This is a genomic window from Nocardia sp. NPDC102475 (assembly GCF_055584605.1).
Map to the genome: position 1 here is coordinate 32,771 of NZ_JBVJLS010000026.1, position 16,516 is coordinate 49,286.

At 66.6% G+C, this 16,516-nt stretch carries 17 protein-coding genes; 3 read left to right on the top strand and 14 right to left on the bottom strand.

From position 1 onward, the window contains the following. Positions 1–25 precede the first annotated feature (25 nt). On the top strand, positions 26–1,246 hold the full coding sequence (gene ilvA / locus ACZ60G_RS35275) for a threonine ammonia-lyase (RefSeq protein ID WP_465815728.1): 1,221 nt from the start codon (positions 26–28) through the stop codon (positions 1,244–1,246). A 37-nt stretch (positions 1,247–1,283) separates the two neighbouring features. Here ilvA and ACZ60G_RS35280 read toward each other — a convergent pair whose 3' ends face one another. The 5 genes from ACZ60G_RS35280 to ACZ60G_RS35300 all read right to left on the bottom strand — a co-directional run bounded on the left by ACZ60G_RS35280 (position 1,284) and on the right by ACZ60G_RS35300 (position 5,453). Beyond that, on the bottom strand, positions 1,284–2,258 hold the full coding sequence (locus ACZ60G_RS35280; protein ID WP_465815730.1) for an ABC transporter substrate-binding protein: 975 nt from the start codon (positions 2,256–2,258) through the stop codon (positions 1,284–1,286). Between the two features lie 54 nt (positions 2,259–2,312). After that, on the bottom strand, positions 2,313–3,347 hold the full coding sequence (locus tag ACZ60G_RS35285) for an ABC transporter permease (RefSeq protein WP_465815732.1): 1,035 nt from the start codon (positions 3,345–3,347) through the stop codon (positions 2,313–2,315). Then, positions 3,344–4,120 (bottom strand): ATP-binding cassette domain-containing protein, encoded by a 777-nt coding sequence (locus ACZ60G_RS35290; RefSeq protein WP_465815734.1) that lies wholly within the window; start codon positions 4,118–4,120, stop codon positions 3,344–3,346. Before ACZ60G_RS35290 ends, ACZ60G_RS35285 begins: the two co-directional genes overlap by 4 nt. A gap of 116 nt (positions 4,121–4,236) precedes the next feature. After that, positions 4,237–5,082: a DUF4253 domain-containing protein gene (locus ACZ60G_RS35295; protein ID WP_465815735.1), complete on the bottom strand. Its 846-nt coding sequence runs from the start codon at positions 5,080–5,082 to the stop codon at positions 4,237–4,239. A gap of 47 nt (positions 5,083–5,129) precedes the next feature. After that, positions 5,130–5,453, bottom strand: a complete 324-nt coding sequence (locus ACZ60G_RS35300) for a DMT family transporter (protein WP_397056709.1) — start codon at positions 5,451–5,453, stop codon at positions 5,130–5,132. 110 nt (positions 5,454–5,563) lie between these two features. Here ACZ60G_RS35300 and ACZ60G_RS35305 point away from each other — a divergent pair, with 110 nt between their 5' ends. Further along, entirely contained in the window at positions 5,564–6,238 is a 675-nt protein-coding gene (locus ACZ60G_RS35305; RefSeq protein ID WP_465815738.1) for a hypothetical protein, read from the top strand. Positions 6,239–6,385: 147 nt separating this feature from the next. Here ACZ60G_RS35305 and argH read toward each other — a convergent pair whose 3' ends face one another. The 3 genes from argH to ACZ60G_RS35320 all read right to left on the bottom strand — a co-directional run bounded on the left by argH (position 6,386) and on the right by ACZ60G_RS35320 (position 10,032). After that, on the bottom strand, positions 6,386–7,807 hold the full coding sequence (argH, locus tag ACZ60G_RS35310; protein ID WP_465815740.1) for an argininosuccinate lyase: 1,422 nt from the start codon (positions 7,805–7,807) through the stop codon (positions 6,386–6,388). After that, positions 7,804–8,709 carry an SAM-dependent methyltransferase gene (locus ACZ60G_RS35315; protein WP_465815742.1) on the bottom strand — a complete coding sequence of 302 codons (906 nt, stop codon included), beginning with the start codon at positions 8,707–8,709 and terminating at the stop codon, positions 7,804–7,806. The genes argH and ACZ60G_RS35315 overlap by 4 nt, the downstream gene beginning before the upstream one ends. Positions 8,710–8,829: 120 nt before the next feature. Next, the gene (locus ACZ60G_RS35320; RefSeq protein ID WP_465815744.1) at positions 8,830–10,032 is read right to left on the bottom strand and encodes an argininosuccinate synthase; all 1,203 of its coding nucleotides are present in this window, start codon (positions 10,030–10,032) and stop codon (positions 8,830–8,832) included. Between the two features lie 252 nt (positions 10,033–10,284). On the opposite strand from ACZ60G_RS35320, the gene ACZ60G_RS35325 reads away from it, so the two are divergent. Continuing rightward, positions 10,285–10,434, top strand: coding sequence for a hypothetical protein (locus ACZ60G_RS35325; RefSeq protein ID WP_465815746.1), 150 nt, complete (start codon positions 10,285–10,287; stop codon positions 10,432–10,434). A 98-nt stretch (positions 10,435–10,532) separates the two neighbouring features. Here ACZ60G_RS35325 and ACZ60G_RS35330 read toward each other — a convergent pair whose 3' ends face one another. Genes ACZ60G_RS35330 through argC form a run of 6 tightly spaced genes read right to left on the bottom strand, consistent with a single transcriptional unit; the run spans position 10,533 to position 16,493 of the window. Further along, complete coding sequence (locus ACZ60G_RS35330) at positions 10,533–11,045, bottom strand: arginine repressor (protein ID WP_465815748.1); 513 nt, start codon at positions 11,043–11,045, stop codon at positions 10,533–10,535. Between the two features lie 43 nt (positions 11,046–11,088). Beyond that, positions 11,089–12,081, bottom strand: coding sequence for an ornithine carbamoyltransferase (argF, locus tag ACZ60G_RS35335; protein WP_465815750.1), 993 nt, complete (start codon positions 12,079–12,081; stop codon positions 11,089–11,091). Next, complete coding sequence (locus ACZ60G_RS35340) at positions 12,078–13,292, bottom strand: acetylornithine transaminase (RefSeq protein ID WP_465815752.1); 1,215 nt, start codon at positions 13,290–13,292, stop codon at positions 12,078–12,080. The genes argF and ACZ60G_RS35340 overlap by 4 nt, the downstream gene beginning before the upstream one ends. Then, complete coding sequence (gene argB, locus ACZ60G_RS35345; RefSeq protein ID WP_465815754.1) at positions 13,289–14,224, bottom strand: acetylglutamate kinase; 936 nt, start codon at positions 14,222–14,224, stop codon at positions 13,289–13,291. Before argB ends, ACZ60G_RS35340 begins: the two co-directional genes overlap by 4 nt. Then, positions 14,221–15,438: a bifunctional glutamate N-acetyltransferase/amino-acid acetyltransferase ArgJ gene (gene argJ, locus ACZ60G_RS35350; protein ID WP_465815756.1), complete on the bottom strand. Its 1,218-nt coding sequence runs from the start codon at positions 15,436–15,438 to the stop codon at positions 14,221–14,223. The genes argB and argJ overlap by 4 nt, the downstream gene beginning before the upstream one ends. After that, positions 15,435–16,493: an N-acetyl-gamma-glutamyl-phosphate reductase gene (gene argC, locus ACZ60G_RS35355; RefSeq protein ID WP_465815757.1), complete on the bottom strand. Its 1,059-nt coding sequence runs from the start codon at positions 16,491–16,493 to the stop codon at positions 15,435–15,437. The genes argJ and argC overlap by 4 nt, the downstream gene beginning before the upstream one ends. Positions 16,494–16,516: the final 23 nt, after the last annotated feature.

Consider the following 16,516-nt stretch of genomic DNA (forward strand, 5'->3'; position numbering starts at 1 on the left):
TGCCATGGGCTGGCAGCATGGGCGCATGGAGTTGCTGGGACTGGACCGGATCGAGGCGGCCGCGGCGGCATTGGCGCCGGTGATTCGGCAGACGCCGGTGGTCGCGTCACGGGTGTTATCCGAGCACGCCGGAACCGAGGTGCGGCTGAAGTGCGAGAACCTGCAGCGGACCGGCTCGTTCAAGCCGCGCGGGGCGTACTTCCGGATCGCGAACCTTCCCGCGGAAGATCGGGCGCGCGGCGTGGTGGCGGCCAGTGCGGGCAATCACGCGCAAGGGGTGGCGTGGGCCGCGGCCTCGCTCGGAATTCGCTCGACGGTATTCATGCCGGTGGGCGCTTCGCTGCCGAAGTTGGTGGCCACCAAGGCGTATGGGGCCGAGGTGCGGCAGGTCGGTGAGACCATCGACGACTCGCTGGATGCCGCACTGGATTTCGCCGAGCGGACCGGTGCGACGCTGATCCATCCGTTCGATCACGCCGATATCGTCGCCGGGCAGGCGACGGTGGCCCTGGAGATCATCGAGCAGATGCCCGAGGTCGGGACGGTGATCGTGCCGACCGGCGGCGGTGGGCTACTCGCCGGGGTCGCCATCGCCCTGCATCACGTCGCACCGCACGTACGGGTGGTTGGAGTGCAGGCCGCGGAGGCTGCGGCATGGCCCGATTCGCTGGCGGCGGGTAAACCGGTGCGAGCGAAGCGGATGTCGACCATGGCCGACGGTATTGCGGTCGGGCTGCCGGGTGAGGTGCCGTTCGCGCACGTCGCGGCACATGTGCCCGCGGTGGTGACGGTCGACGAGGATGCGCTGTCCAAGGCGCTGCTGCTGTGTCTGGAACGCGCGAAGTTGATCGTCGAGCCCGCCGGTGCCGCTGCGGTGGCGGCCCTGATGAGTTGCGAGCCAACGGAACTCGGATTGCAGGGGCCGGTGTGTGCGATCCTGTCCGGCGGCAATATCGACCCGATGATGCTGACCAGGATCATCGGGCACGGTCTCGGCGCCGCCGGGCGTTATCTGGCTGTGCGCGTGACGATTTCGGATCGGCCGGGTGCGTTGAGCGGATTGCTCGCGGTGGTCGGGAAGACCGGTGCGAGTGTGGTGGATGTGGTGCACTCGCGGACCAGTGGGTGGCTCGCGGTCGACGAGGTCGAGGTGTCGCTGACGTTGGAGACCCGGGGTCCCACGCATCGGGACGATGTGCTTGCCGCGTTGGAGAATTCGGGGTACGCGGTGCGAGTGGAGGATTAGCCGGGTCCGAGCGTGCTCGGACCCGACGTCGACCCCGTCAGCACTTCCGCTTGTAGAAGTACTTCGAGTTGGCATCCATATCGGCCTGGGTGATCGCCACCATATCGGTCTGGATATTGCGGGTGACAGGCTTACCCTCCAGCGCGGCCGCGGCCTCGTCGACGCCCTTCGCCCCGATCCCGGCCGGATCCTGCGCGATAAGTGCCTGCACCGTACCGGCTTTCAGATCCTCGACCTGCTTCGGACTCGCATCGAAGCCGACCAGTTTGACCTGGCCGAGCTTATTGGCGTTGCGCAATCCGGTGGCCGCGCCCTCGGCCGAACTCAGGTTGGTGGCGAAGATCCCGGCGAGGTCGGGATGGGCGGCCAGCGTCGCGGTGACGATCGAAGCCGCCTGTGCCGCTTCATTGTTGTTGTACTGCACGCCGAGCGAGGTGATGCCCGGGAAGGCCTTCACCGCATCTTCGAAGCCCTGAGCACGCGCGTCGGTGGTGGAGGTTCCGGCCTTGGTGTTGATCACCAGCACGGGCCCCTTGTCACCGATGAGCTTGGCCAGCGTCTGTGCCGCGAGTTCGCCGCCCTTCTTGTTATCGGATGCGATCGACGACAGCGCGATCGAGGTGTCGTCCAGTGCGGTATCGACCTCGATGATTTTGATCCCGGCATCCTTGGCCTGTTTGATCGGATTCGCCATCGCCTGCGCATGTGTCGGGGCGATCAGGATGCCGCCGGGCTTATTGGCCACCACACCGGTCAGTACCGGAGTCTGGGCGCCCGCATCGAATTTCGTCGGCGCCTGTGTCTCCAGCTTGTAGCCGAGTTTGCTCGCCTCGTCCTGCGCGCCACATTGCATGGAGATGTAGAACGGTTCGTCGGCGACACCTGGAATCAGCACCAACTTCTTGGCATCCGTGCCGCCGGAATTGTTCACCGAGCCACCACATCCCACTACCAGCGTGCCGATCGCCGCCATCGCGCCGATCATCACCGCGGTCCGCTTCGCCACCCTCATTTGGCTACCTCCGCCTTATTCTCTTATCGCGCAGTGCTGTAACTGCTTACCTCTCTACTTGCGGTCCCTGGCTCGGCGGCGCAGTTGGTCGAACCACACCGCCCCCACCAGAACCGCGCTCACCGCGATCGGTTGCCAGAACACCGGCACCCCCGCGATGACGAATCCCTTGCGCAGCACCGACGGAATGAAAACGCCGATAACCGTGCCGACAATGGTGCCGATTCCGCCGAAAAGGCTTGTTCCGCCGATGACTACACCGGCAATGGCATCCAGATTGTCGGTGCCGTGCCCGCCGATGGTGGTGGTGCCGAAGTAGGCCAGATTCATGAATCCGGCCAGTCCGGCGAGTAATCCGGTCATCAGATAGACCAGCACGAGGTGGCGCGTGACCGCGATGCCCGAACGCCGCGCGGCCTCCTCATTGGAGCCGATCGCATAGGTGTAGCGACCGAATCGCGTGGTGTGCAGCACCCAGGCGGCGAGCACCGTCACCGCCGCCGCGACCAGCACCAGATTCGGTACGCCGCCCAGCGATGTCCCGAAGCCCAGGGAGTCGCGCAGCTTATCGGGCACCGTCCTGGTGTCGACACCGCCGGTGATCAGTTGTGCCGCACCGAGTGCCGCGCCGAACGAGCCGAGTGTGACGATCAACGGTGGAATCTTGGCCTTTGCCACCAGAATTCCATTGAGCAATCCCCAGATGCCGCCGCCCGCAATGGAAATCAAAAGGCCGACACCGATAATCCCCCACCCCGCGCCGGTGGCGTTCTCGTCGGGGCTCAGCCATTCCATCGTTTTCGCGCCGAGCACACCGGCGAAGATCAGCACCATGCCGACCGACAGGTCGATGCCCGAGGTGATGATCACGAACGTCATGCCGACCGAAAGCACCAGCAGCACCGAGGTTTCGATCAGCAGCGTCTGCAGGGTGAAACGGGTCGGGAAGGCGTCGGGGCGGATGATGCTGAAAACGATGCACAATACGACGAGCACCACACCGATCCACAGCGTGCTCGCGCCGAGAAGCCTTTGCAGCACCGTGCGTTCCGGCAGATCGGGGCCACCATTCGGCTCTGCTTTCGTCATGCGGCGTCCTCGTGTGACAGCGCTCCGGTCATCGCACCGACCAACTGCTCCAGCGTGGCATCGGCGGCGACGAATCGAGCCACCCGCTTGCCGAGGCGCACCACCTCGATCCGGTCCGCCACGGCCAGCACCTCGGGCATATTGTGGCTGATCAGGACGACGGCAATGCCCTGGTCGCGCACATTGCGGATCACCTCGAGCACCCTTTCGCGCTGCACAACGCCGAGCGCCGCGGTCGGTTCGTCCATGAAGACGACCTTGCTTGCCCACAGCACCGCACGCGCCACGGCCACACTCTGGCGCTGTCCGCCCGACAGTGCGCCGATCGGCACATCGGTGCTCTGTAGCGTCACGCCGAGGCGCCGGAAGTGTTCGACGGCTTGGGTCCGCATCGCCCGCTTGTCGAGCATGCCGAGTCTGCCCGCCAATCCGCGGCGAACCAACTCCCGGCCGAGGAAGAGGTTGGCGGCCGGGTCCAGATCGGGTGCGACGGCGAGGTCCTGGTACACGGTTTCGATGCCGAGCCTGCGTGCGGCGGTCGGTGAGCCGAGCACCGTTTCCGAACCGTCCAGCACGATGGTCCCCGAATCCGGTTGTTCCGCCCCGGAAAGGCATTTCACCAGTGTGGACTTGCCCGCGCCGTTATCGCCGATCAATGCGACGACCTCACCGGCGCGCACCTGAAAGTTGGCTCCCCGCAACGCCTCGACACCGCCGTAGCGTTTCACCAACGAGTGGGCCTCGAGTACTACGTCGCCCGGTTCCGATGCCATACCGTCACCCGCGTCGACTCAGCTGAGCAAACGTCCGATCCATCGGCCGATGCTACGTTCGCCGCCACCTCTCATGGGACGAATTCGACAAAATGCGCAGGGCGCAACGAGACCGATCAGTCCCACCAGAAACGCCACAGCTGCCGAAGCAGGGATTCGGCGAGTTCATCGAGTGAATCGCGATCCTGTTCGGCGGCATCCGGGCAGTACAGGTACGCCTCCAATGCCTGCGCGAGCGCGGCGTCTTCGGTCAACTCCGGCTCGTGTGCGACGGCGAGCCACAGCGTGTCGGAATCCAAGGCGACGAGTTCGCAGCGGCGCTCCGACGCCGCCCACCGACGCAGCATCACTGCGTGGTCGGCGCCGTCGAGGTCACAGTTGAGCGCACCCGACCATTGCAGTTCGTACGGAACCATCCAGGAATTCACGGCGGGAACCAGGGCGAGCTGATCGAATTCTTCGCAATCGCCACGAATACTCCAGACGTCGCCCCAATCGAATCCGTCGTAGTCGTAGAGCTCGAGATCCAGCTCGGCCCAGTCCGGTCCGCCTCGCGGAATCTCGTAGTCATCGCCCGACCGCTCGCGATATCTCTCGCGCAACCAGTCCGCCGCATCGGTTCCGGCGAGGAATTCCGGAATCGACAACTCACGCGATTGCTCCCAGCCGCGCTCGGATCCGGTCTGATACCAGGTTTGGGTCTTGGTCAGCACCGGCCACAATCCGGTCTTAGGATGCACCTCCCGCACCTGCTCCCACAGCGCGGCCGCCGCATAACCGGGCTCGGTCGATACCACCCACACCGGCGCCCCCGACACCGTCCGCTCGACCACCGACGCCGCCGGTAGCTCGATCCCATACGCCGCCAACGCTTCCGCCGGATCATTGCCCGCGAAGGGCACCGCCGCCGGCGCCGCCGGTCGATCCGCGGTGAAGGTCCCCGCCTCGAAATCTCTCTTCATGAGCCGTCATTCAACAGCCACCCACCGACAATCTCGCAGCGCGGATGTCAGTGTGCGCCACCGAGTTCCAGGGCAAGGACACCGAGAATCACCAAGGCGATGCCGCCGACCTGGATCAACGAGAGTCGTTCGTCGAGGAATAGGACGCCGATCACGGCGATGGCCGCGACGCCGACCGCCGACCAGATGCCGTAGGCGACGCCGATCGGCATGCCGCGCTTCAGTGCTCGAGACAGGAAGAAGAAGGCCGCGCTGTAGCCGATGACCACGATGATCGAAGGCACCAATTTGGTGAAACCGTCCGAGATTTTGAGCGATACGGTCGCGGTGATTTCGGAGGCGATGGCCAGCGCCAGCAACAGCAGGGTCATCGGCGCAGCGTAAACCGGGGCGGATGGGGTGCGGTCGGCGCCATAAGCATTTGACCATCCCGATCGAAAGGTCGGCACAGGAGAATTCGGTCGTCGATCGAGGAGGGACAATGGACGCAGCGGTGATCTTGGTCCTGGCCGGGCCGATCCTGATACTGGTCACGCTCATCGTGTTCGTTCCGCTGACGATTCGCGCCGAGCGCGAGCGCCGAAGGATCTTGCGGCAGTGGGCGACCCAGCACGGGTGGACGTTCGCGGACAGCTCGCGGGCTCGGTGGGTTTCGCGCATGCCCAACGGGGGACGCCATCTGGGCGTGACATTGGCAGGGCAGATCGGTGGCCGCTGGGTGACGGTGGCGGAGTACGCATACGAAACGGAAACCGTCGCTGCGACAGTCGGCCGACGTTCCGCGTCGCACAGGTCGACGACAACGCACCACCTGATCGCGACCATGGTGCTGCTGGACCGCCCCTTCCCATCGGTCAACGTGTCCACCCGCGGCGTGCTGTCCAAGCTGGGTCGCACACTGTTCGGCGACAAGCCCACCGCCACCGGCAACGTCTCGTTCGACTCTCGCTTCCGGATCAGCGCCGCGGACCCGGACTTCGCCCGCTGGCTCGTCGGCCAACCGCTGATCGACGCGCATCTCGCCGGAACCGTCCCGGACTGGAGCCTTGTCGGTCAGGAGTTGCTGACGTACCGGGCGGGCCGGCTGCGCGATCCGTCCGCGATCCCCGCAATCGCCGCGCCGCTGATGCACGTGGCCGACCTGCTGGGCCGTTGACCCCGCCATCCCCGGGCCGCCCACCAGTGGCCCCGCGCGGATTAAGATCAAGATCAGGTGGAACTGTTGGCGGGGGCTTCTCGAGCAATGCCACTATGGATTCCACCTGATCTTGGTCGCGTCGGCCCGAGGTGAAGGCGAACCCGGCTAGGCGAAAAGGGGGCGCAGTTCGTCGACTGCGTTGCGGATTTCGTCGAGTTGCGCTGTGACCTGCACGCCCGCGGTTCCGCCGCGCGCATTGCGGGATGCGATCGAGCCCTGCACGGTGAGCACTTCGCGGACCTGTGGGGTCAATGCCGGATCGATGGCGGCGAATTCTTCGTCGGTCAGCTCATCGAGGCCGACGCCACGCGCCTCGGCGGCGCGCACGCACGCACCCGCGGCCTCGTGCGCGACGCGGAACGGAACACCCTGGCGGACAAGCCATTCGGCGATATCGGTGGCGAGGGTGAAACCGGCGGGGGCGAGTTCGGCCATGCGGTCGGTGTGGAAGGTGAGTGTCGAGACCAGGCCCGCGATGGCCGGGAGCAGCAGCTCGAGCTGGGCGACCGAGTCGAACAGGGGTTCCTTGTCCTCCTGCAGGTCCCGGTTGTAGGCCAGCGGTTGGGCTTTCAGGGTCGCCAGCAGTCCGGTCAGATTGCCGATGAGGCGGCCTGCCTTGCCGCGGGTGAGTTCGGAGACGTCCGGATTCTTCTTCTGCGGCATGATCGACGAGCCGGTGGACCAGGCGTCGGCGAGGGTGACGTAGCCGAATTCCGGTGTGCTCCAGAGGATCACCTCTTCGGCCATCCGGCTCAGATCGACACCGATCATGGCGAGCACGAAGGCCGCCTCGGCCGCGAAATCACGTGCGGAGGTGGCATCGATCGAATTCGCCGCGGCGGCATCGAAATCCAGTTCGGCCGCAATGGCTTCCGGATCGAGTCCGAGCGAGGATCCGGCCAGTGCGCCGGAACCGTAGGGCGACACCGCCGCCCGCTTGTCGAAGTCGCGCAGCCGATCGATATCTCGCAGCAGCGGATGCGCGTGTGCGAGTAGATGGTGGGCGAGCAGCACCGGCTGTGCGGCCTGCAGATGCGTCTTGCCGGGCATTACCGCGTCCGGATGCGCGGCGGCCTGGGCGACCAACGCGTCGACCACATCGAGGAGTCCGGCGGCGACCCGGCGGGCCGCATCGCGCAGCCACATCCGAAACAGCGTGGCCACCTGGTCATTACGCGAACGCCCGGCCCGGAGCCGACCGCCGAGTTCGGCGCCGACCCGCTCGATCAGCCCGCGCTCCAACGCGCCGTGCACGTCCTCATCGGCCTCGGCGGGGGCGAACGCGCCCGAATCCACGTCCGCCGCAAGGCGATCCAGTCCGGCCAGCATGGCGGCGAGGTCGCTCTCCGACAGCAGTCCCGCCTTGTGCAGCACGCGCGCGTGCGCCTTCGACGCGCGAATGTCGTAGGGAGCCAGCGCCCAGTCGAAATGGGTCGACTTGCTCAGCGCGGCCATTGCCGCGGCCGGTCCGGACGCGAAACGTCCGCCCCAGAGCGCCCCTTCGTTGGTGCTGCCACTCTGCGTCATCGTGTGCTGTCTCCTCCGGGTCGTCGTGCGGTGAACAAAATGTGGGTCTTCAGGTGGGCGGCGGCCGCGTCGGATACCTCCCGGCCCCGGCCGCGCAGCACCTCGGCCGGATCGGCACGCGACACCGTCCAGCCGTGTTCGGTGAACCAGTCGATCGGATCGCTGCGGCCCTCGTCGGAGTACCACAGTTCGCCGACATCGACCGTCACGTCGACCCCGGCCGATCGCGCTTCCCGCAACGCCTTCGAGTCCGGCGCGGAACCGGATGAGCGGTAGATCGCGATGCGACTGCCCGGTGCGCTCGATGCCACGATGTTGTCGAACAGCCGATCCTGAGCGTCCGCGGGGAGGTAACGCAAGAGGCCTTCGACCAGCCATGCGGTCGGCGCGGCCGGATCGAATCCATTGTCCCGCAACGCCGCCGGCCAATCCTGGCGCAAATCCACCGCGATCGCGCGGCGGTCTGCCGCGGGCGGAAAATCCGCCAGCGCGCTCTCCTTGAACTCCAGAACCTTCGGCAGGTCCAGTTCGAAAACCGTTGTGCCGACCGGCCATTCGAAACGATAGGCCCTGGCGTCCAGGCCCGCGGCGGGGATGACGAGCTGCCGGATGCCGTCGGCGGCCGCCTCCTGGGCGTAGGCGTCGAGGTAGCAAGTGCGTGCGATGAGGGCCGAAATAATAGGGCCCATCGCCGCTGTCGCGGCCTCCTCGAGATCCGGGATCTCCCCGCGCACGATGCGCGTCCAGGATTCCGAACCGACGGCGCACACCAGCACTTCGGCGTACGGGTCATGGAACAGTGCGTCCGGGCGACGGCTCTCGGCGGCTCGCATTGCCGCGACGCCGAGAGCGGTGGCGCCCACGCTCGATTCGATATCCCAGCTGTCGTCGTCGGTCCGCATAGCGCTCCTTTCGGGTCGGCGACTCACTGCGCGCCGACCCGATCGAGCCTAATAGGCGCAGTCGGACGAAGTCCGTCGCTGATCTCTTGCGCTCGGCCCGAGCGAAGGCGAGGCCACTGCCTACTTCTGGTTGAGGTCGCGCCGCGCCGCGACCTTGGAGGACAGGCCGTGGATCTGCACGAAGCCCTTGGCGAGGGACTGGTCGAAGGTGTCGCCCTCGTCGTAGGTGGCCAGGTTGAAGTCGTAGAGCGACTGGTCGGAGCGGCGGCCATTGACCACGACGGACCCGCCGTGCAGCACCATCCGGATCTCGCCGGTGACGTGCTGCTGGGTTTCGGCGACGAAGGCGTCCAGCGCGCGCTTGAGCGGGGAGAACCAGAGGCCGTCGTAGGCCAGCTCGCCCCAGCGCTGCTCGACCTGCCGCTTGTAGCGGCCCAGTTCGCGCTCGATGGTGACGTTTTCCAGGGCCTGGTGCGCGGTGATCAGCGCGATGGCGCCGGGGGCCTCGTAGATCTCGCGGCTCTTGATGCCGACGAGCCGGTCCTCGACCATATCGAGGCGGCCGACCCCCTGACGGCCCGCACGATGGTTCAGCTCGACGATGGCCTCGAGCACGCTGACCTGGCGGCCGTCGATGGCGACCGGCACACCCTTGTCGAAGGTGACGATGAGTTCGTCGGGCGCCTCGAAGTTGACCGTCGGGTCCGAGGTGTAGTCGTAGACGTCCTTGGTCGGCGCGTTCCAGAGGTCCTCGAGGAAGCCGGTCTCCACCGCGCGGCCCCACACGTTCTGGTCGATCGAGAACGGGGACTTCTTGGTGACGTTGATCGGGAGCTGGTTCTCCTCGGCGAAGGCGATGGCCTTCTCGCGGGTCCAGGCGTAGTCGCGGACCGGGGCGATCACATTCAGGTCGGGGGCGAGCGCGCCGATGCCGACCTCGAAGCGGACCTGGTCGTTGCCCTTACCGGTGCAGCCGTGCGCGACGGTGCTCGCGCCGTGGAACTTGGCGGCCTCGACGAGGTGCTTGACGATGAGCGGGCGGCTGATCGCCGAGACCAGCGGGTACTGGCCCATGTACATGGCGTTGGCCTGGATGGTCGGCAGGCAGTACTCGTTGGCGAATTCGTCGCGCGCATCGACCACGATCGCCTCGACGGCGCCGCAGTCCAGCGCGCGCTGGCGCACCACATTCATGTCCTCGCCGCCTTGGCCCAGATCGATGGCGACTGCCACGACCTCGGCGCCGGTCTCCTTGCCGATCCAGCTGATCGCAACGGAGGTATCGAGCCCACCGGAGTAGGCGAGTACGACGCGCTCGGACATGTCTTTGTGCTCCTCGGTTTCGTGCTTGTCTGCAGGTCGTGCCCGCGTCCGCGGGCGGCGGGGCGCGGCGCCCACCGACGCGCCCAATCGCACGTCAGGCGGCCCGCACCGTCATGCAAATGATTATGCACGATGATGCAAGCCCATTCACAACCGGGTCCGAGTTCCACCTTCCGGTAGCACCTTGGCACCCCTGTCCACCTATGTCACGCTTTATCCGGTAACTATCGGAGCGGGCAAAGGACGGACCCCATGCTGCTGCACCTCATAGCAGGCGAATTCAGCACCCTCGGCAACGACGTCCTCAACATCGGCCGCGCCCTAGTCGACCTCGTACAGGACATCATCAACGTCGGCACCCCGGGCACCTCCCACGGCGGCGGCGAATACCCCTTCGGCTGACATCCCCTCGCGATCACATCGCTCAGGTTGCACCTACGCCGCACAGGTTGTGTGCCCTATGCGCCAAGCGTGACCACGCTGAGGACGCCGGGGCAGGCTCAAGCCAACTCTTCTATTTTGGCGGCTAGTTCGGCGCCGGTGAGGGGCTCGCGGGCTATTACGGCGATGGTGTCGTCGCCGGCGATGGTGCCGACGATGAAGGGGAGGGCGGCGCGGTCGAGGGCGCTGGCCAGGTAGTGGGCCGCGCCGGGTGGGGTGCGCAGGACGGCGATATTGCCGCTGGAGTCGGTGGAGACCAGGAGGTCGCCGAGGAGTTTGGAGAGCCGGTCGGTGCCGCCGATGACGCCGCGGACGGGGCTGCCGTCTTCGGGCACCACGTAGACACCCGCCCCACCGTCGGCGGCGCGCAACTTCACGGCGCCGAGTTCATCGAGGTCGCGGGACAGGGTGGCCTGGGTGGTTTCGATGCCTTCGGCGGCGAGCAGTGCGGCGAGTTCGGTCTGGCTGCGGACCGCATGCGCCGTCAGCAGTTCGATGATGCGGGACTGGCGGCCGGCGCGGGTTCGAGCGATTGCGGGGGCGGACTTACCCGCGTCGGGCTGAACGGTCATGACCATGCCTCGCCGCAACGTCTCGCTCGGCCGAACCCACGGCTCACCGCGCCTCACCCCGCTTGGCCAGCAACCACACCAGCAGCGCCTTCTGCGCATGCAGCCGGTTCTCCGCCTCGTCCCACACCACACTGTGCGGTCCGTCGAGCACCTCGTCGGTGATCTCCTCGCCGCGATGCGCCGGAAGGCAGTGCAGCACAACGACATCCGGCTGCGCCTTGGCGAGCAGATCGTCGTTGAGCTGGAACGGCCGGAACGGGCCGACGCGGTCGAGGCCGTCGTTCTCCTGCCCCATGGAGGTCCAGGTGTCGGTCACCAGAGCATCGGCACCCGCCGCGGCGGCAATCGGATCGCCGGTGAGGGTGATGGTCGCACCGGTCTCGGCGGCACGCTTGCGTGCGGCCTCGAGAATCCACGGCAGCGGCTCGAAACCCGTTGGCGCGGCGATGGTTATGTTCAGACCCGCGGTCACACCACCGAGCAGCAGCGAATGCGCCATATTGTTCGCACCGTCACCGAAGTAGGTGAGGTTGCGTCCGACCAGGCTGCCCTTGCGCTCAGCGAGGGTCTGCAGATCGGCGAGGACCTGACACGGGTGGAACTCATTCGACAAGGCATTGACGACCGGAACCGTTGCGGTGACGGCCATTTCGTCCAGACGCTCCTGTTCGAAGGTCCGCCACACGATCGCATCGACGTAGCGCGAGAGCACCTTGCCGGTATCACCGAGGGTCTCCTCGCGACCGAGCTGGGTGTCGCGACCGTCGACCACCACCGCATGTCCGCCGAGCTGCGCGATGCCCATTTCGAAGGAGAACCGCGTGCGGGTGGAGTTCTTCTCGAAGATCACCCCGACTCCGCGCGGCCCTTCCAGCGGCCGGTGCGCGAACGGATCCTTTTTCAATTCCGCTGCGAGCGTGAGGATTTCGGCCTGCTCGGCAGGCGTGACATCATCGTCGCGCAGAAAGTGCCGGAGTGGCCCACCCGTCTCCCGGCCGCCACCCCTCATGGAATCGCTCCGCGATGCTGTACTCATTTGCCCCCCTTGGCGTCCGCGATCGCACCGTCCAGGATCTCGGGCAGATCGCCGACGAAATTGTCGGACTGGGTCTCGGTGAGCACCAGCGGCGGCGCGAGCCGAATGATGTTGGGCTTGGGCGCATTCACCAGATAGCCCGCCTCCCGCGCCCGGTTCTCGACCTCGGCCGAGATATCGTCGGTAAGCACGATACCGAGCAGCAGACCCGCACCACGCACATGATCGATCAGCGGGTGCTCGAGCAGCTCGATGCCGTCGCTGAGCCGCTTGCCGACGGATTCGACGTGGGCGAGCAGATCGGTCTCATCGATCGTGCGCAGTACCGCCAAAGCCGCTGCGGCACAGACCGCATTGCCGCCGAATGTGGTGCCGTGCAGTCCCGGCGTCAGCAGATCGGCGGCCGGTCCGGTAGCCAGCACCGCACCGATCGGCAGCCCGCCGCCGAGCCCCTTGGCCAGCGTGATCACATCGGGCACGATGCCGAATGCCTGGTGCGCATAGAACTTTCCGCACCGGCCGATACCGGTCTGCACCTCGTCGAGCACCAGCAGCGCACCGTGACGCGCGGTGATCTCCCGCGCCTTCACCAGATAGTCGATGGGCGGCACGACAACACCGCTCTCCCCCATGATCGGTTCGAGGAATACCGCCGCGGTGTCCTCGTCGACAACCGCTTCGAGCGCCGCCGCATCGCCGTAGGGCACGTGGACGACACCCGCGGGCATCGGCTCGAACGGCGTCCGCTTGGAGGGCTGTCCGGTGAGTGCGAGCGCGCCCATGGTCCGGCCGTGGAATGCCTCGTCGGTCGCGATGATCTTGTGCCGCCCGGTCAGCCGCGCCATCTTGAACGCCGCCTCATTGGCCTCGGTGCCGGAGTTGCAGAAGAACGCGCGGCCGTGGCCGTCTCCGAATTCACCGTCGCCGAAATGCGCGAGCAGCCGTTCGGCAAGTTCGATGACCGGTTCGTTGGCGTAGATATTCGAGGTGTGGCCCAGCGTGCCGAGCTGCTGGGTAACGGCTTCCAGAATCGCCGGATGGGCGTGGCCGAGGCTGTTGACCGCGATACCGCCGAGGAAGTCGACGTAGCGTCTGCCGTCCGCGTCGTAGACCACCGCCCCCGCGCCGCGCACCAGCGCGACCTTGGGGGTGGTGTAGTTCTTCATCAACGCGGCGGACCACCGCTGCTGCAGCTCTGCTGTCTCGCTCATATTTTCGTTCCGTTCAGTGTGTCCGCCGCGCTCGTCGGCAGCGGGGCGGGCGTCACCATCGTTCCGATTCCTTCTCCGGTGAACAGTTCCAACAGCACCGAATGCGGGACGCGACCGTCGATGACATGCGCGGTCGGCACCCCGCCCTGCACGGCGCGCAGGCAGGCTTCCATCTTGGGCACCATGCCCGCATCCAGTCGCGGGAGCAACTCGGCCAGTTCGGCCGCGTCGATGTGCGAGGTGAGCGACGAACGGTCCGGCCAGTTGGTGTAGAGGCCCTCGACGTCGGTCAAGATCACCAGTTTTTCCGCGCCGATGCCCTCGGCGAGTGCGGCGGCGGCGGTGTCGGCATTGATGTTGTGCACCACGCCGTCGGCGTCCGGGGCGATGGTGGAAACCACCGGAATACGCCCCGCGCCGATGAGGTCGAGCACTGCGTCGGCATTCACCTCGGTGACATCGCCGACCAGACCGATATCGGTGGCCTCGCCGTCGACGTCGACGGTGCGCCGGGTCGCGGTGAACAGCCGCGCGTCCTCACCGGAGATGCCGACCGCGTACGGTCCGTGCGCATTGATCAGCCCGACCAGTTCCCGGCCGACCTGACCGAACAGCACCATCCGCACCACATCCATCACCTCGGGTGTGGTGACACGGAAGCCGCCACGGAATTCACCTTGCAGCCCGAGCTTTTTCAGCATCGCGCTGATCTGCGGTCCGCCGCCGTGCACCACCACCGGATGTACGCCGACGGTGCGCAGGAACGTCATATCGGCGGCGAAGGCGTGTTTGAGCTCCGCATCGATCATCGCATTGCCGCCGTATTTGACGACCACGATCTTGTCGCGGAACTTCTGCAGCCACGGCAGTGCGTCGGCGAGGACGTGCGCCTTGTCCAACGCCGAAAGTTCCTGCACCGCATCGCTGGTCATGAGCTGTAGGCCGAATTCTCTTCGACATAGCCGTGCGACAGGTCGGTGGTCCGCACGGTGGCGGTGCCCGCACCGACATTCAGTTCGATCCGCACCTCGATATCGGCGCCCGACAGGTCGACCTCGCGCGCACCCGGTGCGCCGACGCTGTCGACGCACACCGGATTTCCGTTGAACGACACCGAGATCCGGTTCGGATCCAGAGTGATCGGTGCGATACCGACGGCGGCGAGCACCCGGCCCCAGTTCGGGTCGGAACCGAAGAGCGCGGTCTTGACCAGACTGTCGCGGGCGACGGCACGCGCCGCGATCAGCGCCTCGTCCTCGGAGACCGCACCGGCGACGGTGATCTGCACCCGCTTGGTCACGCCCTCGGCGTCGGCCATCAGTTGTGCTGCCAGATCGTCACAGACCGCGAGCACCGCCGCGTCGAGGTCCTCCTGCGACGGCGTGACCTCGCTCGCCCCGTTGGCCAGCAGCAGCACGGTGTCGTTGGTGGAGCAGGAGCCGTCGACATCGAGCCGGTCGAAGGTGAGCCGAGTCGCGTTACGCAGCGCGCGATCCAGTTGTTCGGCAGTTGCGGCGGCATCGGTGGTGAGCACCACCAGCATGGTCGCCAGCGATGGGGCGAGCATGCCCGCCCCCTTGGCCATGCCGCCGACATTCCACTTGTCGCGGTGGTGGAAGGCCGCTTCCTTGGGCACGGTATCGGTGGTCATGATCGCGTATGCCGCATCGAGACCGCCGGACAGCCCGCCGCCCATTTCGTGCACGATCTCGGTGACGGCCGGAACCACCTTGTCCATCGGCAGCCGGTCGCCGATCAAACCCGTTGAGCAGACCGCGATTTCGCCCGCGCCGGTTTCGGTGCCCCAATTGCTCAGTGCCTTGGCCAATTCCTCGGCAGTCTGGTGGGTGTCCTGGAATCCGCCCGGACCGGTACACGCATTGGCCCCACCGGAATTCAGAATCACCGCACGCAGGCGGCCGGCGGTGAGTACCTGCTGCGACCACAGCACCGGTGCGGCCTTCACCTGGTTGCGGGTGAACACGCCCGCGGCCGCGTATTCCGGGCCCTCGTTGAATACCAGTGCCAGATCGGGATTTCCGCTGGCCTTGATGCCAGCGGCGATGCCCGCCGCCCGGAAGCCGAGCGGTGCGGTCACGCCCTGGCTCCGGACCAGCTTGCCTGCCGGAGTTTCGATCGTCGTCACGGTGCCACTCCTACGGTGGAAAGTCCTGCGGTCTCGTCGAATCCGACGGCCAGATTCATGGATTGGACCGCGGCGCCCGCGGTGCCCTTGGTCAGGTTGTCGATCGCGCCGATCACCACGAGCAGTCCGGCATCGGCATCCACCGCGACCTGCAGGGTCACGGCATTGGAGCCGAGCACCGAACCCGTCTGCGGCAGTGTGCCTTCCGGCAGCAGCTGCACGAATGGTTCGTCGGCGTAAGCCTTTTCATAGACCGCGCGAGCCTGGTCGGCGTCGACTCGGGTCGGAGCCGTGCAGGTCGCGAGGATGCCACGCGGCATCGGCGCCAGCACCGGGGTGAACGATACGGCGACCTCGGCGCCACCGGCGGCCTGCAGGTTCTGCGCGATCTCCGGGGTGTGCCGATGCGCGCCCGCGATGCCGTAGGCCCGCACCGAACCCATCACCTCGGACCCGAGCAGGCCGATGTCGAGTTTGCGGCCCGCGCCCGAAGTGCCGCTCACCGCAACAACATTCACCTTCGGTTCGATGATTCCGGCCGCGATCGCCGGTGCCAGCGCAAGACTGGCGACCGTGGGATAGCAACCGGGCACGGCGATCCGGCGCGCGCCGCGCAGCCGCTCGCGCCCGCCCGGCAGCTCCGGTAGGCCGTACGGCCAGCTGCCCGCATGGGTGGTGCCGTAGTACTTCTCCCAGGCCGCCGCGTCGGTCAGCCGGAAGTCGGCGCCGCAGTCGATGATCACCGTCGACTCCGGCAGTTGCTCGGCGATGGCGGCGGACTGACCGTGCGGCAGGCCGAGGAAGACGATGTCGTGGCCGGCCAGCTCGTCGAGCGTGGTCGGCGCGAGCACGCGATCGGCGAGCGGCAGCAGATGCGGCTGCAGCTCCCCCAGCGTGCTGCCCGCATTCGAGCCGGCGGTCAGCGCCCCGATGACGAGGCGCCCGTCGCGGTAGGCCGGATGACCGAGCAATAGACGCAGCACTTCACCGCCGGCGTATCCACTGGCACCGGCCACAGCAACCCGCAACACTGGGTTACTCGACGAATCAACCATGTGATGATTATGCACGATTATGC